At 46.8% G+C, this 21,505-nt stretch carries 23 protein-coding genes; 15 read left to right on the top strand and 8 right to left on the bottom strand.

What is annotated here, in order from left to right:
* Positions 1 to 77: 77 nt before the first annotated feature.
* Positions 78 to 500: a universal stress protein gene (locus C9I89_RS11905; RefSeq protein ID WP_107283577.1), complete on the bottom strand. Its 423-nt coding sequence runs from the start codon at positions 498 to 500 to the stop codon at positions 78 to 80.
* A gap of 263 nt (positions 501 to 763) precedes the next feature.
* Between C9I89_RS11905 and ftnA the strand changes: the two genes are divergently transcribed.
* The 8 genes from ftnA (at position 764) to C9I89_RS11865 (ending at position 8,107) form a co-directional block, all read left to right on the top strand.
* The gene (gene ftnA / locus C9I89_RS11900; RefSeq protein ID WP_107283576.1) at positions 764 to 1,291 is read left to right on the top strand and encodes a non-heme ferritin; all 528 of its coding nucleotides are present in this window, start codon (positions 764 to 766) and stop codon (positions 1,289 to 1,291) included.
* Positions 1,292 to 1,363: 72 nt separating this feature from the next.
* A complete protein-coding gene (gene uspB, locus C9I89_RS11895; RefSeq protein WP_170107689.1) occupies positions 1,364 to 1,702 on the top strand; it encodes a universal stress protein UspB in 339 nt (112 codons plus the stop codon).
* Positions 1,703 to 1,848: 146 nt separating this feature from the next.
* Positions 1,849 to 3,036: a BaiN/RdsA family NAD(P)/FAD-dependent oxidoreductase gene (locus C9I89_RS11890; RefSeq protein ID WP_107283575.1), complete on the top strand. Its 1,188-nt coding sequence runs from the start codon at positions 1,849 to 1,851 to the stop codon at positions 3,034 to 3,036.
* 564 nt (positions 3,037 to 3,600) lie between these two features.
* Positions 3,601 to 4,305, top strand: coding sequence for a UTRA domain-containing protein (locus C9I89_RS11885; RefSeq protein WP_107283609.1), 705 nt, complete (start codon positions 3,601 to 3,603; stop codon positions 4,303 to 4,305).
* An 8-nt stretch (positions 4,306 to 4,313) separates the two neighbouring features.
* Positions 4,314 to 5,261 (top strand): sugar phosphate isomerase/epimerase family protein, encoded by a 948-nt coding sequence (locus tag C9I89_RS11880; RefSeq protein ID WP_107283574.1) that lies wholly within the window; start codon positions 4,314 to 4,316, stop codon positions 5,259 to 5,261.
* A gap of 177 nt (positions 5,262 to 5,438) precedes the next feature.
* A complete protein-coding gene (locus C9I89_RS11875) occupies positions 5,439 to 5,822 on the top strand; it encodes a RidA family protein (protein ID WP_211315248.1) in 384 nt (127 codons plus the stop codon).
* Between the two features lie 12 nt (positions 5,823 to 5,834).
* Positions 5,835 to 7,097: an MFS transporter gene (locus C9I89_RS11870; RefSeq protein WP_170107688.1), complete on the top strand. Its 1,263-nt coding sequence runs from the start codon at positions 5,835 to 5,837 to the stop codon at positions 7,095 to 7,097.
* A gap of 470 nt (positions 7,098 to 7,567) precedes the next feature.
* Positions 7,568 to 8,107 carry a DUF3332 domain-containing protein gene (locus tag C9I89_RS11865; RefSeq protein ID WP_107283572.1) on the top strand — a complete coding sequence of 180 codons (540 nt, stop codon included), beginning with the start codon at positions 7,568 to 7,570 and terminating at the stop codon, positions 8,105 to 8,107.
* Positions 8,108 to 8,148: 41 nt separating this feature from the next.
* Here the strand turns inward: C9I89_RS11865 and C9I89_RS11860 are convergent, their stop codons facing one another.
* From C9I89_RS11860 to C9I89_RS11835, 6 genes are all read right to left on the bottom strand, one after another.
* Positions 8,149 to 8,730 (bottom strand): TetR/AcrR family transcriptional regulator, encoded by a 582-nt coding sequence (locus C9I89_RS11860; RefSeq protein WP_107283571.1) that lies wholly within the window; start codon positions 8,728 to 8,730, stop codon positions 8,149 to 8,151.
* A gap of 84 nt (positions 8,731 to 8,814) precedes the next feature.
* A complete protein-coding gene (locus C9I89_RS11855; protein ID WP_107283570.1) occupies positions 8,815 to 10,248 on the bottom strand; it encodes a coniferyl aldehyde dehydrogenase in 1,434 nt (477 codons plus the stop codon).
* Positions 10,249 to 10,397: 149 nt separating this feature from the next.
* Positions 10,398 to 10,976 carry a tRNA-uridine aminocarboxypropyltransferase gene (locus C9I89_RS11850; protein ID WP_107283569.1) on the bottom strand — a complete coding sequence of 193 codons (579 nt, stop codon included), beginning with the start codon at positions 10,974 to 10,976 and terminating at the stop codon, positions 10,398 to 10,400.
* 97 nt (positions 10,977 to 11,073) lie between these two features.
* Complete coding sequence (locus tag C9I89_RS11845; RefSeq protein WP_107283568.1) at positions 11,074 to 12,120, bottom strand: COG3650 family protein; 1,047 nt, start codon at positions 12,118 to 12,120, stop codon at positions 11,074 to 11,076.
* Positions 12,121 to 12,199: 79 nt separating this feature from the next.
* Positions 12,200 to 13,021: a Cof-type HAD-IIB family hydrolase gene (locus C9I89_RS11840; RefSeq protein ID WP_425440414.1), complete on the bottom strand. Its 822-nt coding sequence runs from the start codon at positions 13,019 to 13,021 to the stop codon at positions 12,200 to 12,202.
* A gap of 179 nt (positions 13,022 to 13,200) precedes the next feature.
* The gene (locus C9I89_RS11835) at positions 13,201 to 14,193 is read right to left on the bottom strand and encodes an alpha/beta fold hydrolase (RefSeq protein WP_107283566.1); all 993 of its coding nucleotides are present in this window, start codon (positions 14,191 to 14,193) and stop codon (positions 13,201 to 13,203) included.
* Positions 14,194 to 14,511: 318 nt separating this feature from the next.
* Between C9I89_RS11835 and rhtB the strand changes: the two genes are divergently transcribed.
* The 3 genes from rhtB (at position 14,512) to C9I89_RS11820 (ending at position 17,598) form a co-directional block, all read left to right on the top strand.
* On the top strand, positions 14,512 to 15,129 hold the full coding sequence (gene rhtB, locus C9I89_RS11830; protein ID WP_107283565.1) for a homoserine/homoserine lactone efflux protein: 618 nt from the start codon (positions 14,512 to 14,514) through the stop codon (positions 15,127 to 15,129).
* Between the two features lie 104 nt (positions 15,130 to 15,233).
* Complete coding sequence (locus C9I89_RS11825; protein ID WP_107283564.1) at positions 15,234 to 16,454, top strand: EAL and HDOD domain-containing protein; 1,221 nt, start codon at positions 15,234 to 15,236, stop codon at positions 16,452 to 16,454.
* A gap of 139 nt (positions 16,455 to 16,593) precedes the next feature.
* Positions 16,594 to 17,598: an acyltransferase gene (locus C9I89_RS11820; protein ID WP_107283563.1), complete on the top strand. Its 1,005-nt coding sequence runs from the start codon at positions 16,594 to 16,596 to the stop codon at positions 17,596 to 17,598.
* A gap of 34 nt (positions 17,599 to 17,632) precedes the next feature.
* Here the strand turns inward: C9I89_RS11820 and C9I89_RS11815 are convergent, their stop codons facing one another.
* Complete coding sequence (locus C9I89_RS11815; protein WP_107283562.1) at positions 17,633 to 17,965, bottom strand: DUF2500 domain-containing protein; 333 nt, start codon at positions 17,963 to 17,965, stop codon at positions 17,633 to 17,635.
* A 257-nt stretch (positions 17,966 to 18,222) separates the two neighbouring features.
* Between C9I89_RS11815 and C9I89_RS11810 the strand changes: the two genes are divergently transcribed.
* The 4 genes from C9I89_RS11810 (at position 18,223) to C9I89_RS11790 (ending at position 21,467) form a co-directional block, all read left to right on the top strand.
* A complete protein-coding gene (locus C9I89_RS11810; RefSeq protein WP_107283561.1) occupies positions 18,223 to 18,591 on the top strand; it encodes a DUF4145 domain-containing protein in 369 nt (122 codons plus the stop codon).
* Between the two features lie 1,143 nt (positions 18,592 to 19,734).
* Positions 19,735 to 20,358 (top strand): lysoplasmalogenase, encoded by a 624-nt coding sequence (locus C9I89_RS11800; protein WP_107283559.1) that lies wholly within the window; start codon positions 19,735 to 19,737, stop codon positions 20,356 to 20,358.
* Between the two features lie 105 nt (positions 20,359 to 20,463).
* A complete protein-coding gene (locus C9I89_RS11795) occupies positions 20,464 to 20,706 on the top strand; it encodes a YecH family metal-binding protein (RefSeq protein WP_107283607.1) in 243 nt (80 codons plus the stop codon).
* Between the two features lie 167 nt (positions 20,707 to 20,873).
* Positions 20,874 to 21,467 (top strand): YhgN family NAAT transporter, encoded by a 594-nt coding sequence (locus tag C9I89_RS11790; protein ID WP_107283606.1) that lies wholly within the window; start codon positions 20,874 to 20,876, stop codon positions 21,465 to 21,467.
* Positions 21,468 to 21,505: the final 38 nt, after the last annotated feature.

The raw sequence follows: 21,505 nt of genomic DNA, 5'->3' as shown, positions 1-21,505 counted from the left end.
GAGGGAGAGCCGTCGAGCAGAGATAAGGCGAACAGATTGAACCCTGCTCGCCGGGTATATACTCAAAACACCTTTTTTTATTTCAGAGGAACGATCAGCAGATCGACCGGGGTGTGGTTCATCAGCTGCTTGGTGGAAGAGAGGATTTTGCTCCAGAAGTCCTGATGGTGGCCACAGACCACCATTTCCACATCCAGATCATTGATGGCCAGACAGATTTCGTCACTAAGATCACCGCTGCCTACCAGAGTATGGGAAACCGGGTAGTTAGCCTTATTGGCCAGTAGGTGCAGTTGCTTCTGGGCATCGTCAGCCATGCGGTGCTGGGCATCAGCCAGATTGATGTCAATCAGGCCGGTATAGAGTTCGGCATAATTGACATCAATATGAATAAGGGAGAGTTTTGCGTCGAGCGACTTGGCGAGCTGGGCTGCTTTATCGACCAGAACGAAACTGTCTTCAGAGAGATCGATAGCGACTAAAATGTGTTTATAAGCCATACCTTGCGTTCCTTATCATGGTTTTTTCTCATGCTAGCACTGAGTATAAGGGAAAAATATCGGCTGAGTCGCATCCTTAATGCAGATGGGGCAATGTGATGCTGATAATAAATCACTCTAAAATTTAAGCTTTTTTTTAATCTAGTTCGTATGTTATGTGATACAAGGGGATATTAAGCGATTATTTTGTTTGCACGAATTGCAAACTTAGTTATGCACAGTAGCCATGTGTTTATTACACTAAAATAGATAGGAGTAGTGCAATGTTAGCTCAAACAATGGTTGAGAAACTGAACGAGCAAATCAATCTGGAGTTCTTCTCTTCAAACCTTTATTTGCAGATGAGTGCGTGGTGTGAAGATAAGGGCTTTGAAGGTGCTGCAGAATTTCTTCGTTCCCATGCTGTTGAAGAAATGGTGCACATGCAACGTTTGTTCACGTATGTGAGTGAAACCGGTTCAATGCCGCTGCTTGGTGCGATAGAGGCACCAAAGCATGAGTTTGCTTCGTTGGGTGCCGTTTTCCGTGAAACCTATGAGCACGAGCAGCTGATCACGGAAAAAATTAATAAGCTGGCTCATGTTGCATTTACGACTCAGGACTACTCCACATTTAATTTCTTACAGTGGTATGTCTCAGAGCAACATGAAGAAGAAAAATTGTTCAAAGGGATTCTGGATAAGATTGAGCTGGTTGGTGAAGATGGTAAGGCACTGTTCTTTATTGATAAAGACCTGGCTGCCATGGCCAAAGCTGAGTCAACATCTGTGATGGATACACAGGCTGGCTAACAGCTCTGAGGGCGTAGCCTTGCGTCCTCTCTGCTCCCCCAGCTTGTGACGGAAGTTGTTTGGGGGTTTGTTATGATTAGTGGTGATGCCTTTTTATTGGCACTGTTCTTAGTTGCTGTTGTTAATGTCTCCAGATATATCAGCACCTTGAAGACGCTGCTGGCGGTGATGCGGGAATGTGACCCGCTACTTTATCAGCAAGTTGACGGCCGGGGGTTTTTCACCTCTCAGGGGAACGTCAGCAAGCAGATCCGTCTGTTTCACTATATACGCAGCCAGCAATATCAAAAGCATCATGATCCTGTCTTTATAGCCAAATGCGTCAAAGTACGTAAGTTGTTTGTACTGGCCAGTACTTTTCTGATGGTCTTTTTTGTTTCTATTTTTGTGGTGGCTTATCTGGGCATATAGCTGGAGTCGTCACCGTATTTATAGAATTACGGTTGGTATTCACGGGCGAGGCGGTTAAAATAAATGCAATTATTGAAAGGGATGCTGACCGGTAGGTATAGGCATCCCTTTTTCATTGCAAGGTGATTCAGGGTTTAGGTACAGAGATGGCAGACAAGTTTGATGTAGTGATTGTTGGTGCAGGCGCGGCAGGGCTGATGTGCGCGGCGGAAACTGGTAAGCGGGGACGCTCTGTGCTGGTGGTCGATCACGGTAAAAAGCCGGGACGGAAAATTCTGATCTCCGGTGGTGGCCGCTGTAACTTTACCAACTATGATGTGGCGGCGAATAATTTTGTCTGCCGCAACCCGCACTTTGTGAAATCGGCACTGTCGCAATACACCCAGTGGGATTTTATCGCCATGATCGCCAAGCATGACATTGGCTATGAAGAGCGCGATCACGGCCAGCTATTCTGCGAAGATTCAGCCAAAGAGATCGTCAGCATGCTGCTGGCAGAGTGTGATCTGCCAACGGTAGAGCAGCGCTATCGCTGTGATGTGCACAGTATCAGCAAGACGGAAACAGGCTTTAGTCTCAAGCTCAACGCCAATACCGTTGAATGTGAGTCGTTGGTGATTGCCACCGGCGGCCTGTCGATGCCGAAGCTGGGTGCAACCCCGCTTGGCTATCAGGTCGCTGAGCAGTTTGGCCTGAAGATGGTGCCGACCACGGCCGGACTGGTGCCTTTTACTTTGCATAAAGAAGAAAAAGAGGCTTTTGCTGAATTATCGGGTATTGCGATCCCGGTGGCGGTTGACGCCGAAGACGGCACCCATTTTAAGGAAAACCTGCTATTTACTCACCGCGGCTTGTCCGGCCCGGTGATCCTGCAGATCTCGTCTTACTGGACGCCGGGACAGAAGGTGACCATTGATTTATTGCCGGATCTCGATCTGGCGGAAACTTTCAACGTTATGCGCGAGAAACACCCGAACCAGAGCCTGAAAAACTCGCTGTCGCGGCTGTTGCCAAAACGCCTGATTGAGGCCCTGATTGAGCGAGGGGATCTGTCAGACAAGCCGTTGAAGCAGTATAACGAGAAAGAGATTACCGCGATGGCCGCATATTTCCATCAGTGGGCGATCGCGCCAAACGGCACGGAAGGCTACCGCACGGCAGAAGTGACCTTGGGTGGCGTCGATACGGATGAGCTGTCATCAAAAACGATGGAAGCGAAGAAAGTGCCGGGTCTGTTCTTTGCGGGCGAGGTGATGGACGTCAGCGGTTGGCTGGGCGGCTATAACTTCCAGTGGGCGTGGAGTTCCGGCTATGTTGCCGGCCAGCATGCGTAAGTGTAATCGTGAAATTATAACGAAGACATTTTGAATTAAACGAAGACAATTCCGCTATTAACATAATCATATGAATTTAAAGGTTATATAGTTGCAGGTTTGTCTTTGTTTTATCCCGACACCAAAGGTAAAGTTGGTCGGTATATATCTCAAAAAGGGACATAAATGAGTTAGAATATTCACTAATTTGAAGTATTAGGCACCTCTGCTAGCCCCCTCGTTCTTCCTCTCAACATTCCAATAGATACTTGCCAGCTTCGATAGAGGCACTGGTTAAGCCGCAAGTATCGTAATTATAAATGCCTTCCTCATGATCTCGAAGCATGGAAGAGAAGTAACGCAGGCTGAGCATCACCGAAGCGTATGCCAGCTGGCACCAAGCATCCAATCGATTAGTCACTTAGCGGTAGGTCTTGCATTACCAATGACTTTTCAGTGGCTCCCTCAAACTTTGTTACAAACTCCACAAAATTACGATTTTGTTTTCGAAAGATCTTGAGAATTTCACTGGCAGGACTATTCTACACAAAAATGCAAATTGGTTTAAACCAGATGAGGGTTTCGGTGGAAGTAACTAATTATGTGGATGCTACTCGTGAGCGTTTTGAAGCTTGGTTATTGAAGGCCAACTTACCAACTGGGGCAAAATTACCTTCTGAAAGGGAATTATGCGAACTATTAGATACTAAGCGAATGACATTACGGCAAGTACTAATAGAGCTGGAGGTGGAATCACGGATTTTCAGAAAGAATAGAAGTGGTTGGTTTATTACGCCTAGTAGGTTTGTGTATAACCCAAAAGCTCTCTCCAGTTTTAATGCAGAAGCAATAAAACAAGGACGACAACCTTTTTGGGGATACTTAGAACAAGATTTAGCTCAATCGTTACCATCAGAAATAAAACAAGTATTTCCTCTAAAGGAAAATACATACAAAGTGACGGGGTGGTGTGGTCTTGATAAACACAAGGTGTTTTACCATGAGTCCTATATTGACGCTAATTTTGCACCAGATTTCATCAAGAAATTGAAAGGCCAGTCATTTGCTAAAGTATGGGAAGAAGAGTATGGACAAGTTCTAACATTAAAAAAACTGTCATTCAAACCTGTGAATATGCATTTATTTGCCTGTAAGGAGTTGGGGGTCGCGCCAAACTCTTTTGGGATATTAATCGAAAAACATCGTGCAACAAGCGATAAAAAAGTGGTTCAAGTCGACTTGGAATATTGGCGTTTTGAATCAGTTGAATTAGTCATTGAGGATTTATAAGGGAAGTCATGAAAAATATTGATCATTCATTACTTGTAGAGCGTGCTCGCAATATACCATTGTATTTACACGCTTATGCTTTCCATCTGAATATGCGGTACGAACGTTTAATACCTAGTGACTTACTCGATATTGCCCATCAGCAGGATTTATGTGGAGTGAAAATCCACGTCGAAGATGGTGAATCGCAGTCTCTTCAAAAACTTAGTTTAGAAGAATTAACTAAGTTTAAATCAAAAGCTCAAGAATATGGTTTGGATATTCATATTGAAACTAGTGCTTCTGATAAAGATACATTGGATGAGGCTATTCGTATTGCAAGGGCTACAGGAGCGAGCTCGGTACGTTTTTATCCTCGTTATGAGGGTTATCTATATGATGTACTTACTAAAATATCGGTAGATCTGGATTATTTACGACAATATGACAACTGTGGCTTGAGCTTTACCATAGAACAACACGAAGATCTTAAAAGTCACGAGTTGGTCACGCTGGTTAAGAATAGCGGAATGAAAAATCTATCAATACTCTTTGATTTTGCAAATATGATAAATGCGAATGAATTACCATTGTCAGCACTTGATGCTATGGCTCCTTATATTACTCAGGTTCATGTAAAAGATGCCAAAATTATCAGAGAGGGTTCAGGTTGGGCTCATGAAGCATGCCGCACAGGAAAAGGTGATTTACCGATCAAGGAGTTACTCATAAAATTACTTATGCTAGGTGAAGAACGACAACAAATTACATCTTTTGGTCTGGAAGAAGAAGTTGATTATTACGCACCTGCATTTCGCTTTGATGATGAAGGTGGGAACCCATGGATTCCTTGGCGTGATGCTAGTTTTACCCCGCTGCCTGATGCGGAATACCTTGACGAGCGATTAGAGTTAGAAAAAATGCATGCGTTGGACCAAATTACTTATATTCGCAACCAGTGTAATGACTTGGTCTAAATAACAAAATAAAGTTCACATTCAAATTTAATTTACTCCATCAATAAAAGTGGAGTGATTATTTACATCTAAAATATCATCTTTTAGTAATGGGGTTTTATTAAATTAATATCCTAGGTACAGATTTATATAAAAATAATCCTTTAACAAAACAAAAGTATCAAAAACTGAAGTGGAATAATTATGATAATAGAAACAAACCATGCCCCAAAAGCTATTGGTCCATATTCTCAAGCTGTAGTGGCTGGTGATTATGTCTATGTGTCAGGCTGCTGCCCGTTCAGCACTGAAGACGGTTCTGTCGTTGGCACAACCATTGAAGAGCAAGCTATGCAGGTGATGGAAAACCTGAAAGCCATTGTTGCTGCCGCTGATCTCACTATGTCTGACGTGGTAAAGACAACTTGCTTTATTAGCGATCTGGAAAACTTCGCCACGTTCAATACAATTTATGCTGACTACTTTTCCGGTGGCACTTTCCCGGCCCGCTCTTGCGTCGAAGTCGCTCGCCTGCCTAAAGACGTACTGATTGAAGTAGAAGCCGTTATATATAAAAAGTAAGGATATATTTTCATGTTGATGAATAAATGGATACGCCTGTGCTTCCTTATTTTAGGTGGCGGTACCATCTTTAAACTGTCCAGTATGAAAGATGTGTTCTACGTTCCAATGCAGGAAGATTGGGGGCTGACAAATACTCAAATTGGTATGAGTTTTACTGTTTATACCATTGTCCAGACCGCGGGTCTTTTCCTGTCGCTATATATCGCGGACCGTTTTTCTAAAAAAATTCTTTTACCCGTGGGCTTGATCGGGGTTGGTTTATGTGGCCTTTATCTGTCTACGCTGCCTCCGTTCACCGGGTACTTAATTTGCTTTGCGGCAATGGCTTTCTTCGCTGACGTTCTTTACTGGCCTGTATTACTCAAAGCCGTTCGACTGCTTGGCACCAAGGAAGAGCAAGGGCGTATGTTCGGTTTCCTAGAGGCTGGACGTGGCGTCGTTGATGTCATCGTCGCTTCTGGCGCACTGTTCGTATTTGTTCAATTTGGTGAAGGTAAAGCAGGCATGCAGGCTGGCCTGATTTACTATACGTTGATCACTATCGCTGTCGGTATAATCACCTACTTTATCGTTGATAATGATGACAAGGTTGAAAGCAAGGATAATGCAAATGCAAATATCGAAGTCCTTAAAGGCATTAAGCACGTACTTACTTGCCCTAACGTATGGCTGGCTTCATTCGGTGTTTTCTTTGTCTATGCAGCTTATTGTGGTCTGACCTACTTTATCCCGTTCCTGAAGGATATTTACGCCCTTCCTGTAGCTCTTGTTGGTGCCTACGGCATCGTCAACCAGTACGCACTAAAAATGGTCGGTGGTCCGATTGGCGGCTTCCTGGCAGATAAGGTTGTTAAATCTCCGACAGTCTATTTGAAATGGACTTTCCTTATTTCGGCTATTGCTATCTTCATTTTCATACAGTTACCACATGATTCTATGAATGTTTACTTAGGTATGGCCGCAACGTTAGGCTTTGGTGCGATCATCTTCTCTCAACGTGCAATTTTCTTTGCACCAATGGATGAAATTGGAACACCGCGTAAGTACGCCGGCTCTGCCATGGCCTTTGGTTGTATTATCGGGTACATGCCGGCTATGTTCGCTTATACGCTTTACGGCTGGATGCTGGATAATTTCGAAGGAATTACTGGATATAACTATGTATTCAGTACCATGATGGCATTCAGCCTGTTAGGCTTTGCCTGCTCTGCAACACTTGCCAGAAGAATAAAAAAGCAAAAACTGCTTGCTACAGCTTCAGCAACAGCTTAACGAACAGAAAAAAAGCGGCTTCTTAGCCACTTTGGACTGATGACAAAGCCCTGTCCATTTTGACAGGGCTTTACTCGAAGAGAAAACGTCTAATAAGCAACGGCTTATCCCATCCAGCCCACAACGGTTTTGTTGAAGCGCTCAAATAATCCTTACTGCTATATTCGAATTGAGTTCAGTTATCATAGCCAACTTTTTATTTGTTTTTTACAAAATGATGAACTTAATCAGTAAGACCAAGCTACTGAAAACCAGCCCAAAGTGTGATGCCTAAAAAGCTGTTAACACGATAAGGACAGCAGGCGTGCAACCATCATAGGCTAGAGATTAGCTGTTTCAAGAGAAGCCCTATATACGCACGCATCTTAACTGACTGAATGATTTACTTTGTAAATACACACATCGGGGCAAACTTACCAAGTTAGCCTCGGTTTTTTATTCATTATTATTAAAGTCGGAGTTAGCCGGACATGAGAAAGACAGCGTTGAAAGTGGTTGCCATGACTATCTTAGCGACATCATTAACAGGGTGTATTGGGCAGATGGGAACCTCTCAGCTGGTGACGAAAGCGAACTTAGCCGCTGTTGATAACCGTTACGGCCGTGCGGGTCTGTTTGTACTGCTGAGCCCGGTCTATGGCCTCGCGGCAACGGCTGACTTGTTCATCTTCAACTCGATTGAATTCTGGACCGGCAAAAATCCAATTACAGGAAAATCACATGCCGTTGCCGATCTGCCTGTAGATGCGATCTTCAAAGTGAATGGTAGCCTCGACAAGTCACTGACTTCAGCTCCGCTGGCGAGTATTCAGAACAGCAATATTGAAGCAGCAAGCTTCCGCCAGCTAGATGAGAAAACGCTGGAAATGAGCGTTGCTTACCGTAACGGTGAAAGTGCCGTATTGCGTGGCGAGAAAGCGGGTGAGGATGTGAACTTCTATCTCGACGGTGAATTTGTTACTGCGGTTAGCGTTGATGAGTTAAACCAGTACGCACGTAACCAGGCATAATTACCGGGCTGAATAGAAAACGGGAGCATGGCTCCCGTTTTTTATGCCTGCTCCCGGATGGCTGCCAACCCTTGCCAGAACATCTGAAACGCCCCGTCCTGATAGGCTTGCTGGCGGGCTAGTTCCGGTTGTTCAACAAACAAGGTTGCGGTTGCCAGGTAATGATAGTGGCAATAGTTGAGCACCAAATCGAGTGGCAGGCTCGCCAGCTCCCCCTGCTGTTGTCCCTGCTTAATCACATCAATCAGAAAGGCCATGGAAGAGCTCATCACTTCTTGCTGCTGACTGATGCCAAATTGCGGATTGTTGGCAATCTGCTGTAAAAACTGCAATTTCTGCGGGTTATCGACGGCCCATTGCAAGGCTCGTTGCCAGTAATGGTGCACGAGAGCATGCAAATCATCATTAGCCTCGGGTTGGTCAATCGCCTGGCCGAGATCCGATTTGATTTCATGGTATAGCGTCATAACCAGCTCTTGCTTATTGGCAAAGTGGTGAAACAAGGTACCTGTGGCGACATTGGCCTGCTTGGCGATTTTGGCGGTGGCGGTAGCCTGAATACCTTGCTCGACAAAAAGGCTGAGTGCGGTGTCTAACAGTTGCTGTTTCTTTTCAGTGGCCATGTTGGGATTCTTCGGTTTGGCTGGTAAAGAACCAGTCTGACAGAGCCAGACTGGTGCGGTACAGTGTTAAGGGAAAGATAAAGTTTAACGTAAAAAGAAAGCCAGCATCATTTTTTGCAGCCAGCCACCATAGGGTGGAGTAACCAGCTTGGCGGTATTGATCTTGCCCCGGCTGAGTACTGTCTTGGCTTTAGAAAAAGTCAGGAAGCCTTCTTTACCATGGTAGTGCCCCATCCCTGACGATCCGACACCGCCAAACGGAGCATCATCGGCCGCGGCATGGAACACTGCTTCATTGATGCACATACCTCCGGCATGGCTGGTGGCTTTAACCCGTTGTTGCAGCTCAGCATCGAAACTCATCAGATACAGTGCCAGCGGGCGAGGGCGTTGCTGGATGTATTCCAGTGCATCATTCACCTCACGGTAAGGAATCACGGGCAGTAACGGGCCGAAAATTTCTTCCTGCATCAGCGTCATCTCGTTGCTGGTATTAAGTACCAGGTGGGTGATCATCCGGTGTTGCAGATCATCTCGGTTATGCTCATGACAAGGGATCACGGTGGCCCCTTTGTGTTCAGCCTCTTCGAGCCAGCTGCTCAGGCGCTGGTACTGACGTTCATTGATGATTGAAGCAAAGTCTTTATTGGCAACACCCTTCGGGTACATTTTATTGAACTGTTTTTTGTATTCCGCGACAAAGTTATCGACTTTATCTTCCGGAACCAAGACATAATCCGGCGCCACGCAGATCTGGCCGGCATTGAGGCTTTTGCCATAAATCATCCGCTCGACAGCAAGCCCAACGGGCATATCCGGGGCTATAAGGGTCGGTGATTTCCCGCCCAGCTCCAGGGTGACAGGGGTAAGATTATCAGCGGCGGTGCGCATGACATGGCGGCCGACGGCGGTAGAGCCGGTGAAAATCAGGTGATCAAACGGCAATGCGCTAAAGGCGGCGGCCACATCGGCCTCACCTTCAAAGACGGCCACTTGCTGAGGCTGGAAGATCTCAGCCAGTAATTTGCGCAACACTTTATTGGTGTGCGGGGTAAATTCACTGAGTTTGATCATCGCGCGGTTACCGGCAGCCAGGGCAGTAATTAACGGGCCAATGCTCAGCATCACCGGGAAGTTCCACGGTACCACGATACCAACGACGCCGAGCGGCTGGTAAACCACTTCGACTTTTCCCGGCGCCAGCAATAAACCGGCATGACGCTTGGACGGCTTCATCCATTTCTTCAGGTGCCTGATGGTGTAACTGATATTCATCACGCAAGGCAGAATATCGGCCATCAGACTATCTTGTTGGCTGCGCTGGCCATAGTCCTGATTGAGCGCTTCACATAATGCGGTTTTATGCTGGAGCAAGGCGTGTTTGAGTGCTTTAAGCTGGCTGATCCGCAGCGCGTGATCCGGCATCGGCTGGGCCAGGAAGCGGCTGCGTTGCTCCTTTAATGTATTTTGCATGGCTGCATTATCTAAATTGCTGACTATCGGTTCTGCTATCGTCATCACTGTTCCCTCTCTGTTTGCCTTGTTATGCCCGGCACGCGCCATGAAACCGACTGATTGGTCGGTTAAAGTATAGTGGATAAACAGGGAGGAGCAACATTAGTCATAATTTGGCCGTCATTAGTTGTGGCATGCAGTGGCATTGATGGTTATTGCTTGGTATGGCCACTTTTATCGGCATGGAATACGTCGCTAAATGCGGTGAAATAGCGATGAAGCTGTGTGGCTTGTTGTGGTTCAGCCAGAAGCTCCAGTAGTGCAATACCGGCTTCACAGGTACACAGGTTACCGGCTTGCTGGTTGCGTCGTAGCTGGTAGGCCGATGTGTGTTGCGGGGCTAAGGCCAGTCGTGGCAGTGCTGCCAGCCAGGGGCTTTTGCGTACCATTTTCCGAGCTTCCTGCCAGGTGGCATCAAGGATCACAAACAGCGGGATTGTGCCGGGTGTGGGTTGAAAAGGGCTGGCCGGGTGCTGTTCATCGCTGGGAAATAACAGCCAGGGCTGAAACTGACTGTCGCTGAGCTGTTGCAATAATGCTTGCGGCGGATTGACCCGATCCCAGAGGTAACGTTGGCAATGAGGCAACGTGCGCTCTAGCAGGACACCGGTATTCGTGTCTTTATGGCATTCTTTGGGGTGGGTGAGCAGGATAAAGCGAGCATTGCAGCTCAGTTGCGGCTCAACATGACAGATGCAGTTATGGTGAAAGCCACAGCGCGGGCAAGACATAATATGATTTCTCTGGAAGTAGTTGGGGTATATCGCCGGGGGAGTCTGGCACATCCCTGGCGATAAGAGCAAGCGGGCGGTTTGCGGCTGCCGGTGACTATTGCTTGTCTAACTGCAACCCCTCACGGCCTAAACTGTAGGTCTGGCCGTTGATCCTTTCTTCATACACAGTGAGACGCTTTCCGGCGAGGGTAAACAGACGCTCACTGTTAAGGCGCCGGCCCTGATGTTCGGTCATCATCACCTGTACGGTATTTTCTCCCGCCTGTTGCCAGAAGCCGGTTTCCACAATACTCGGATCCTCATTCTGATAATCATAGGTCGTGGTGGCAGAGTGATCCGGATTAAGGGTGACAATGGTGGTCAGCCCCGAACTCCCCTGAGCGCTGCTACGGTATTGGCCGGCCCAGTGCAGGGTGACATCCGTTGCGCCTAAGGTCGCACATCCCTGATACCGCTTGCCTTGCCATTGAAGCACCGACTGCCAACCGAACAGAGCATCGCTCATGGTGTCGCTACATTGTGCTTTGGTTAAGGTGAGATCGAAGTCTTTGCCATGGTATTGCTGTTTGCCGGCAACGGCCGATTGCCTGGTGATGGCTTGACTCTGGCGATCCTGCCCTATTTGCAGCAGGGTTACGTGACTGTCTTTAATTTCGGCGGCCCAGCCAGGCTCATTGCCAAAAGCGCGCGTGGTGTGCGGCGGTTGCTTGCACCCGCCGCTCATTTCGGCTGAAATCAGGTTGATCTGCTTGGTGTTAAAACGGCCGTCGTAGTCGGCGGCGAACCCTTCTGTCGGTGCCGGCTCTAAGTAACCGATCACTTCGGCATACATGGCCTGATACCCTTGCGGGGTGATCAGGGCCAGTGCCTCGCGATCGGAAATTGGCGTGTTGAGCCAGAATTGCTGGCTGCTGCCACAAGGTTGGATACTGTTGCTTTCATGGCCGAGGATGACCATACCGCGCATCATAAAGGCTTGAACGGTTGTGCCATCAGCTGTTTTTTCTGCGGATTCCGCGGTGATCTCGATGGCGCTTGAAGATATCGGGTCTGAAGGCTCCGGTGATGATGCTGTTGAGCAACCCGTTAAGACGGCAATTGCAGCAAAGGGTAAGGCTAGCCGAATCCATGGGTGTGTCATTCAAATACCTCTTCACGATCGACGGTTCGTTAACCTCAAAAAGCTGCCTGGAGCAGCTTTTTGGGGGGGGTGGGGCGTATTACAGTAAGTTGTTAGCCAGGTAATGGGCGACGGCTTCATCACTACTAGAGCCGATGACTTCATGATTTGGCAGGGCTTTTTTCACTTTCTCGTGGGAGGTACCCATCACCAGCCCTTTACCGGCCATGGTTAACAGTTCGACATCATTCATACCGTCACCGAAAGCGATGCAATCATTCAGCGCATGGCCTTTTTCCTCGGCAACCGCTTTCAGCGCATGGCCTTTGGAAACGCCGGCATCCATCACTTCCAAGCACCACGGGGTGGAGAACGCAACATTGGCCCGCCCAGCCAGTTGCTCTTTGAATCGATTTTCCCATTTTACCAATTTGTCGTGATCTGCGTCATGGCGAATAAAGAAGACCTTGGCAACCCCTTCCAGTGGCGGGTTGTTGACGTCAAAAAGCTGGTAGCTAAAGTTGTCATGAAAGTCTTTTAAACTGTCGTCTTCTTCGCTGAGCAGCCAGTCATCGTTACGATAAATATGGATTTTCATTTCATTATCGTCTTTGGTCATCTCTATGAGGGTTTTAACAACCTCTGCCGGTACATCCTGTTGGAATACCACCTCTCCCTGACTGTTGTGTACCCGGGCACCGTTTGAGGTGATCATATACGCAGGGATCCCCAGGTGTTCACGCATACCCGCCACATCAATGTGATGACGCCCGGTGGCAAAAACAAAGTCTTTGCCTTGCTGGTGTAAGCGATTAAGCACGTCTTTGGTGAATGGGGTGATTTTATGGTCCGGGGTTAAAAGCGTACCGTCTAGATCTGAAGCAACAATTTTGTACATGAAAACTCTCGATGATAGGGACAGGGGAGAGGTGCAGGTCGCCTAGCCTGTACCTAATTAGTATGATGAATTCTAAACTACTTTTGGTCAGAAAAAAGAGGCTATTATTATGTTATTACACTTCCGCTTTTCGGTCCGGATTTTCTTATACCAATATTGTTAATTATCCTGTTATTCCGGTGATTACTGGATTCAAGATTACGTTAAAGCGTACTCTGGCTCAGGTGAAAGAGGGTCGCGGCCAGCACCGGATTACGGTATTGGTCTTGCTCAAACAACAATTCATGGCGAGCGCCTTCAATGATTTTTAACTGGCACTGGCGATCGGCCTGTAGCATGGCCTGATAAAAGCGCTGGTGGGCCAGATTATCAACAATATGATCGGCGCTGCCCTGGAGGAGTAAAATTGGCGTGGTGATTTGCGCTGCCTGCTCAATACAACGGTTAGCCGCAGCCATGCCTTGCCAGACCCAGCGGGCACTCGGGCCGCCAATTTTCAGCTCCGGTTTGCTTTCATACAGATCGCGGAACCACTGATAGCGCACCTGACTCTGACAAAGCGGGTTATCGATAAAGGGTTTGGGATAATAAGGTACCTGCCCCGGCGCGTAATCTGGCTGGCGCTGCAATTGCTCGACAACTCTGGCGAGCGGCGAGGCAATGGGCTTCATCCAGTTTGAAATTCGGATACCGTGCATTGGCGCGCTAAGGACGGCACTATCGATCAGCGTCGGATATTGAGCGAGAAACAAGGTGGCAATCGTGCCGCCCATGGAGTGGCCCAGCATAAAGTGCTGCAGGTAATCTTTCGGTTTGACTACCGTATCGAAAAAGGATTTCAGATCGCTGACATAGTCATCAAATTCTTCAACATGCCCCAGCTCGGTATCTTGCGTAAGGCGATCAGAAATCCCCTGACCGCGGTGATCCAGGGCATATACGTCATAACCTTGCTTGACTAAATCGTAAAAGAGCTCCTGGTATTTCCAGTAACTCTCGATACGGCCGTTGACAACGATAATCGCTTTGTCATGGTTATAACCTGTCAGGCTGACCCAACCAATATTGAGGTTATCGACACCCTGAAACATGCCTTCCTGCCTGTGTTGCCACATTTCCGCGACCGGGCCAGCCATGGTCTCGGTGAACTGAGGCTCCTGAGTAAAATCAAAGTAGTGGGGAGGTTGGGCTGTCATGGTCTCTCTCTGTTTGGTTTTCGGTAAAGAAAGCAATAACGATGAATAGCAGCTGTGCGAATGGCTGAAGCCAAAGGCTCATCCGTTATTTAGCCGGAATGAATAACTCTGGCCTTACAGTATAACCCAATACGACTGCTTATATATAATTGAACAATTAGTCGATATGATGCCAAATGGATTAATCCAGCAGTAGGAACACTATGGTCAGATTGCTTTAATTATCATTCTTCTGTTAACTAATCTGAATATCGGTCGCATTTGTAATACTAATGGTATCAATGAGCTGGCCGGTATCGTAAATTATGGAGTATTGCTGTGAGTATTGACGTTTGGCTGGCCTATCTGGCGACGGCCGTGGTTTTCAGTTTTGCCCCGGGCTCGGGCACAGTGAATTCTATCAGTAATGGGATGGTTTATGGCTTTCGTAAGTCCCTGGCGTCTATTGCAGGTCTGCAGATAGGCTTGGCTTTCCATATTATTTTGGTGGGGATCGGGCTGGGGGCGCTTGTCGCGCAGTCAGCACTGGCATTCACGGTGATTAAATGGGTCGGGGTGGGGTATCTGCTCTGGCTTGGTTTACAGAAGTGGCGCGAGAAAGCGACCTTTGAGGTTAAAACAAAGACTGAGCCGGTGTCTGGCTGGTTGCTTTTTAGGCAGGCCGTCATGGTTAATCTGACAAATCCTAAAACAATTGTGTTTCTGGTCGCTTTATTCCCTCAGTTCCTTAACCCAGCTGAACCGCAAATAGTGCAAATCACGGTGCTGGGTATTACCACCGTTGCTATCGATACTTGTGTAATGTTGTGTTATGTCACATTGGCATCGAGATTAACGGGGTATATTCGCTCATCTCGGGTCATGAATACCTTAAATCGTGTCTTTGGTTCAATGTTTATTGGTTGTGGTGCTTTACTCGCCTCTGCTCGTGCTTAATGATGGTGCATCAGGAAGCGAGCGCTGTATACCGTTATGCTGATATGATCTGAACCGCTGTTCGATCATCATTTTATTGATTAAAAGGATAATTACAGTCACTCATGTATTCTTATGTCGCTCGTCAGCCTATTTTTAACCGTCAGCAACGCACTGTCGGTTACGAGCTGCTATTTCGTGATGGTGAGAGTAATGCGTTTCCGTTAATTGAAGCCAATAAAGCAACTAGTCGGCTGCTGGTAGAAAACTATATGGCAGTGGGAGATAACCTCGCCACTTCCGGTCAGCGCACCTTTATCAATTTCCCCCATGAAAGCCTGGTACAGTTACTGCCTCTGATGTTGCCGAAAAAACGGGTGATCATCGAAATACTGGAAACCTGTGTGCCCGATGATGAATTGTTTGGGGCAATTCAATTCTTATACCGCAATGGTTATGTGATCGCCCTTGATGATTTTGAACTGTCTCCGCAGTGGCTGCGCTTCTTCCCGTATGTACACATTATCAAACTGGATTTGATGACGCTGGGGGTGGAGCAAGCGTGTCAGTTTGTGGCTCGGCACCAGAAGCATAAGCTGAAATTTCTGGCCGAAAAAGTGGAAACCCATCAGGCTTTTGAAGCCGCTTACCAAGCGGGCTTCCATTTTTTTCAGGGCTATTACTTCAGTAAGCCGGAGCTGTTAAAGAATCGTCAGGTGGAGCCGGAAAAACTGACCACGGTAAGGCTCTTGCAAGAGATCTGCCGTGACTCGGTTGATTTTCAACGGGTGGAACAGATCATCGGCAGTGATGTCTCACTGTCTTATCTGTTACTGCGTTACGTTAATGCGGCAGGTACCCGCACTATTGAGCCAATCAGTTCGTTTAAACAGGCCTTGGTGTATCTGGGGGAAGATAAAATCCGGATGTTTGTCGGTGTGGTTGCCACGGCACATGCCGCGCTGGATAAACCCAAAGAGCTGTATTTACTGTCATTGCAGCGGGCGCGGATGTGTGAGGTACTGGCGAGAAATAGCAGCCTTAGCGCGAAAGCCGAGCTGGCATTTCTCACCGGTATGTTTTCTTTACTCGATGCGTTGCTCGATAGCTCTCTGGAACAGTTACTGGCATTATTGCCGCTGGAACAGGAAGTGCAAGACGCGTTGCTGAACCATCATGGCCAACTGGGCCAGATGCTGGCTCTATTAGATGCCTATGATCAGGCCGACTGGCCGCGAGTTACTGAGTGCTGTCATGATTTAGGCATTAAAGAAGATTTGGTCGCAACAAGTTACCAGCAGGCCGTGATCTGGGCTGCAAAATATAGCCAGTATTCATCCTCATAATCCTCACTACCGGTAAAATGACAGGGCGTCCATGAAGTCAGAGTAAGTTCAGGTACTTATTCTGGCTTACTGCTATATTCAGAGGCGAGAGATGAGATCGTAGCGTCTCTCGGAACGGGTCCGGCTGGAGGTGTGGAGCGTGAGAGAAAAGGTGTGGTTTTTTGATCTGTTGCGATGTATTGCAGCGGTAGCGGTGGTAGTGATCCATGTGCTGGGGCCGTATCGTGATCAGCTCGGGGTGATCACCGATAGTGAATGGATCACGGCCATTAGCTTTAACAGTTTCAGCCGCTGGGCAGTACCGATCTTTATTATGATCACCGGTGCCCTGATGCTGAGTGACACCCGTGATTTTGATGTTAAATACTATGTGAAACGCCGTTTGGGCAAAGTACTACTCCCCTTTTTAGCCTGGTCTGTGTTCTACGCCGTGTTATCCGGATTGACTCTGGCCGGTTTTGATCCCGCCGAAGCGGTGCAAACCCTTCAAACCTTACCGGTACATGAAACCTACTACCATCTGGGTTTTTTCTATTATTTCATTCCTCTCTATTTTGTTGTGCCGTTCTTCCAATGGCTGGTGCGAAAGTATGATCGTGGCAGTGTGATTGGCATCACCGGCGTCTGGCTAGCCCTGTCAACCTTATTTCTGTTCAAGGTTGATGGGTTCTGGAGCAATGAACTGATCCTTTACAGCGGCTACCTGCTGTTAGGTTACTGCCTGTTTCAGTTTCGCTGGCCTCCGTTGGTGTGGCTACTGCCATTAGGCATTGCTGCGTTGCTGTTAACGGACTATATGGTGGTGAGCAACAGCCTGATCAAAGGGGAATACACGGTCGGTCGCTGGCTCTCGTATAAGACATTGAATACGGTACTTATCGCCGCGATGATCTTTGCCGTATGCCAGTGCTATGGTGAACAGCTGGGTGAATTCTGGAAGCAGAAACTGGCGTTTATCAGTCGCTACAGCTTAGGTATTTACTTATTGCATCCGATATTTTTATGGCCGGTAAGAGAATTTAGCCTCTATTTTGCCCATCCTATTATTATGATCCCGTTCTGGACCTTGATCTGTGGAGGTTTGGCTCTGATAGGCAGCTGGTTGTTAGCAAAAAGCAGTAAGACGGCCTGGCTGGTGCCCTAACCAGGCAGAAATAGCAGAGATGCAAAGGTCGGGATTAGTCTCTTTGCAAAGCGAAGTGAACAAAGGTGCGGCCTTTATAGGTCATAATACCTTTATCGCCTCGATTTAAGGCGTGATAGTAGTGAATGCCCACCATGAATTCACGCTTAGGGCCCCCTTGTTCGGGCTGAACATAAATCCAATAATCTTCGTTGTCTTCGCCTGGCCGCGCACCGATAACGGGGACATTTTGCTTATCTAAAATCTCGACTTTAATTTTTTGTTCCGGGGCGTTTTCACCCAGCATATGGCGACGATAAAACCGCACATAGTAAAAAACGGAAACAATGAGTAGCGTGACGATTGCCAGGATAATCCATATTGGCACCTGTCATCTCCTTAATAGGTTCGGTAACGTTTTGTATAACAGCATTATTATCTGCTCAATCTTATGACGGTATCACCAGGTGACGAATCCGTGACCCTGACAGGATTTTCGGGTGAACTGAGCAAAGAGATCGGACACTGAAGTATAATTGTCATGTCAGAACAGGGACAATTTGGTTGTAAATCAGTGTCAGCATGCTTTGCATGGCTGTCGACTCGCGCTAAGGTAAAAGAAATAGCAGTAAGGAAGGAAAGGCTATGGCAAATATCGAAATGGTAGTGACACGCTCGCGACGTATCGAGCATTTGCTTCGTCAGCATTATCATGCTGAAGGAAAAGGGCTGCACCAGTTAATCAATAGTTGCGAAGAGCGTTTACCTCACGAAATTCTGCCAAAGCTGCGGTTTATTGCTTCAGTGCGCAATAAAACGGTGCATGAAGAGGGTTACCAGTTAGACGATAAACAAGGTTTTCTTAGGGCTTGCCATGATTGTGAAAAGGAATTGACCCCACGGAGCGGACGCTTTGTCTGGAGCGTGGCCGTTTTACTGGTGCTGGGCTTTACTGCGCTGGCTATCTGGTTCTATTCCGTTCACTGGCATCATATCGACTTATCCCCGAAATAGATTCTTAATCTTCTACCGCAATACGCTCTGGGCTCTGTCTTTTTACAGGGCCTTTTTGTCTCTCAATGCATTGTATTTACTTCATTGTCGCAGCTATCTGCCTGATCGCAGCGCTTTTCAGTGTTTGAGAAAGTTCATATGTGTAAGCGCAAATGTGAGGCTTTGACAGGTAGAAAAATGGCGCCGAAAGGCGCCATTTTTATGAATTTTTATTTTGACTTAGTAGATCACAGGCAGTGTCATCAGACCAACCACAACTGCGATCATCATAAGCCCTTGTTTTTGTGAAGGGGTTAACATGGTTAGGCTCCTTTGTTTGCTGCTCAATTGATCGTGTTAAAAACAATAGCATCTTTTTTGGTGGTTAGGCAATAGCGCTGGCTGTTTTTGTTTGATAAAAACAATTTAAATGGCATTTGTTTGCCTTTTTTCGTGAAGGAAACAGTGTTTTTTGGGTTGATTTAAAATTGTACGCATTGGTTCTTCTTTTGCCTTTTGGTTTTTAAGTTGTTGTTTTTAATTGATTAGTTATGGGTGGTAAGTGAGCACTTTTGTGGGGCTAAGTTGTTTGTTTGAAATAATGGATCAAATTCAGTGTGGGGCTGCTTAATGGTTTTTAAGTGGGGTTGGTTATCTGGTGATACTCATAATATTTAGTGTTTAACGTAAAGTCAGAATAAATACCTGCTTTTGTTGGGCATTTTAGGCTTATAAGTTGCTGAGTAAAGGTAATGGCAGGAGGCGGTGGCAATTTGATGGTGGATGAAGGTCTAATTCGATTAACTGAGATGTTTTTTCTTTTAAGTCGTTGATTTTGAATGGGTCGTTGTGTTTCAAGATTGTCGCAATACAGCTGTTATTCGTCCGGAATCTGATCCCGGAAGGTAAAAAAAAGCGAACCAGAAGCCGTTTGATCTCAGTGAACCGCTGTATCTGCGAATTTCCCCTTTCTTTGTTGTTACAGCAGGCCCGGAATAAGGCCGTACCATTTGTTCTATCTGGATAGTATCAACGCAACCGTGATAGGGACTTGCTAGGTTTAGTAACTGTTTTTCAAGCGGGGTCTTGTTATGGAGGTTCCATGCTAGACAATTTTGGTTTGGTTTCTAAACTGTCTTTGCTTATAACAATAACGGTGATGCTATGTGGGTTTGGTTAGCCATTTTTTTATCCGGTTTATTACATATTAATGCTGCCTATCATGGCCCTAAGTGGCAGTTTTTCTTCTTTAAGCCATTTACCATGTTTTTGCTTCTGTCCATTACGTGGCAGACAGGGCTGACTGGCTTTTATCAGCAGGTGATTTTTACAGGGTTGCTCTTCTCGACGGTTGGGGATGTGTTTTTAATGCTTCCTAAAGATCGTTTTATCCAGGGGCTAGCTTGTTTCTTTCTGGCTCATGTAGCTTATTCCGTGGCTTTCTGGAGTCAGCTTTCAGGAAGCATGGTGTGGTGGTTGCCGGCTATGTTGTTTGGTGGCGGGATCATTGTTTTCTTATTATTACTGCCTGCTTTGGGGCGCCTGATGTTTCCTGTGGCAGTTTATATTGTCATGATCGCTCAGATGACCTGGGCGGCCGGGGAATTCTGGTTAACAACGCATTCCACCACTGGCTTGCTGGCCTTTGTCGGGGCGCTGATTTTTATGGCTTCCGATACGGTGCTGGCTGTTGACCGTTTTAGGGGGCCATTTAAACGATCAACTAGTATCATTATGTCAAGCTATTACCTGGCGCAGACACTGATCGTAGCGACATTACTATTTTGAATTGCATAAGATGCATTTTAAATGCATTTATTTGTTCTGGGTCAAAACGTCCCTTCGTCAGCATGGTTAAATAACGGCCAAGCCCCTTATGTTGCGAGTACTACTATGAGCCAATCAGTCCATGGTCACAATGTGTTAAATATGCTGCTTGCTGAAAACGCGTCGTATACCTTAGTTTCCCTAAAGCAAGCAGTCGTTGCTGAATATGGCGAAGATGTCCGTTTCTACACTTGTAGCCAGCAAGACTTAACGTTTGAAGCATTGTTAGCATTTTTACTTGATCGCCAAAAAGTCGTTCAGGATGGCGAGACTATTGCGGCGAACCGTGAACGTATGTGCAGTCACTAATCAGCTGATGGGTAAAAAATAGCGGTTTAATTCTGATTGAGGTGGCAGTTTTCATCGCCACCTTTTTGTTCGTTTGTTATACTCCCCTGCTCTTAATCAGCTGTCCGGCTGATATTATTGTTTTTCATCTTACTTCGTATTACGAATCTCTGTTTGAGGTCTGCCCTGTGGAAATAATGTCTGCGGCGGTCATGTTATTTTTAATCATGGATCCGCTGGGTAATTTACCGGTAATGTTGTCGATCCTGCGGCATATTGAGCCGAAACGTCGACGATTTATCATGGTTCGCGAGCTGTGCTTTGCGCTGGTTATTCTGTTGCTGTTTTTGTTTGGCGGTAAACAGATGCTGACGTTCCTGCATGTCTCGACAGAAACGGTCAGTATTTCCGGCGGGATTATTTTGTTCCTGATTGCGATTAGGATGATCTTCCCGCAGCCGGGTGGTGTAACTGGGTTGGCGGCAGGTGAAGAACCCTTCCTGGTGCCAATGGCAATACCCATGATAGCCGGACCATCAGTGCTGGCATCGTTATTGTTGCTGTCAAACCAGGATCCAACTCGGATCTGGGACTGGGCGTTCGCGGTCATACTCGCGTGGGGAGCGTCGTTTGTTATCCTGATGTTCTACGAGGTCTTCAACCGCCTGTTGGGCGAGAAAGGGTTGAAAGCGGTTGAAAGGCTGATGGGCTTGTTGCTGATCATGATTGCAACCCAGATGTTCTTAGACGGGTTACGTAAGTACCTGGAAATCGGTTTATAACTGAGTTACGAGTGGCGAGATCCTAGAATCTAGTAACC

Source organism: Photobacterium lipolyticum (genome assembly GCF_003026475.1).
Classification (GTDB): domain Bacteria; phylum Pseudomonadota; class Gammaproteobacteria; order Enterobacterales; family Vibrionaceae; genus Photobacterium; species Photobacterium lipolyticum.
Note: the sequence above shows the minus strand (reverse complement) of the source record. Positions and strands in the feature narration are given on the sequence as shown.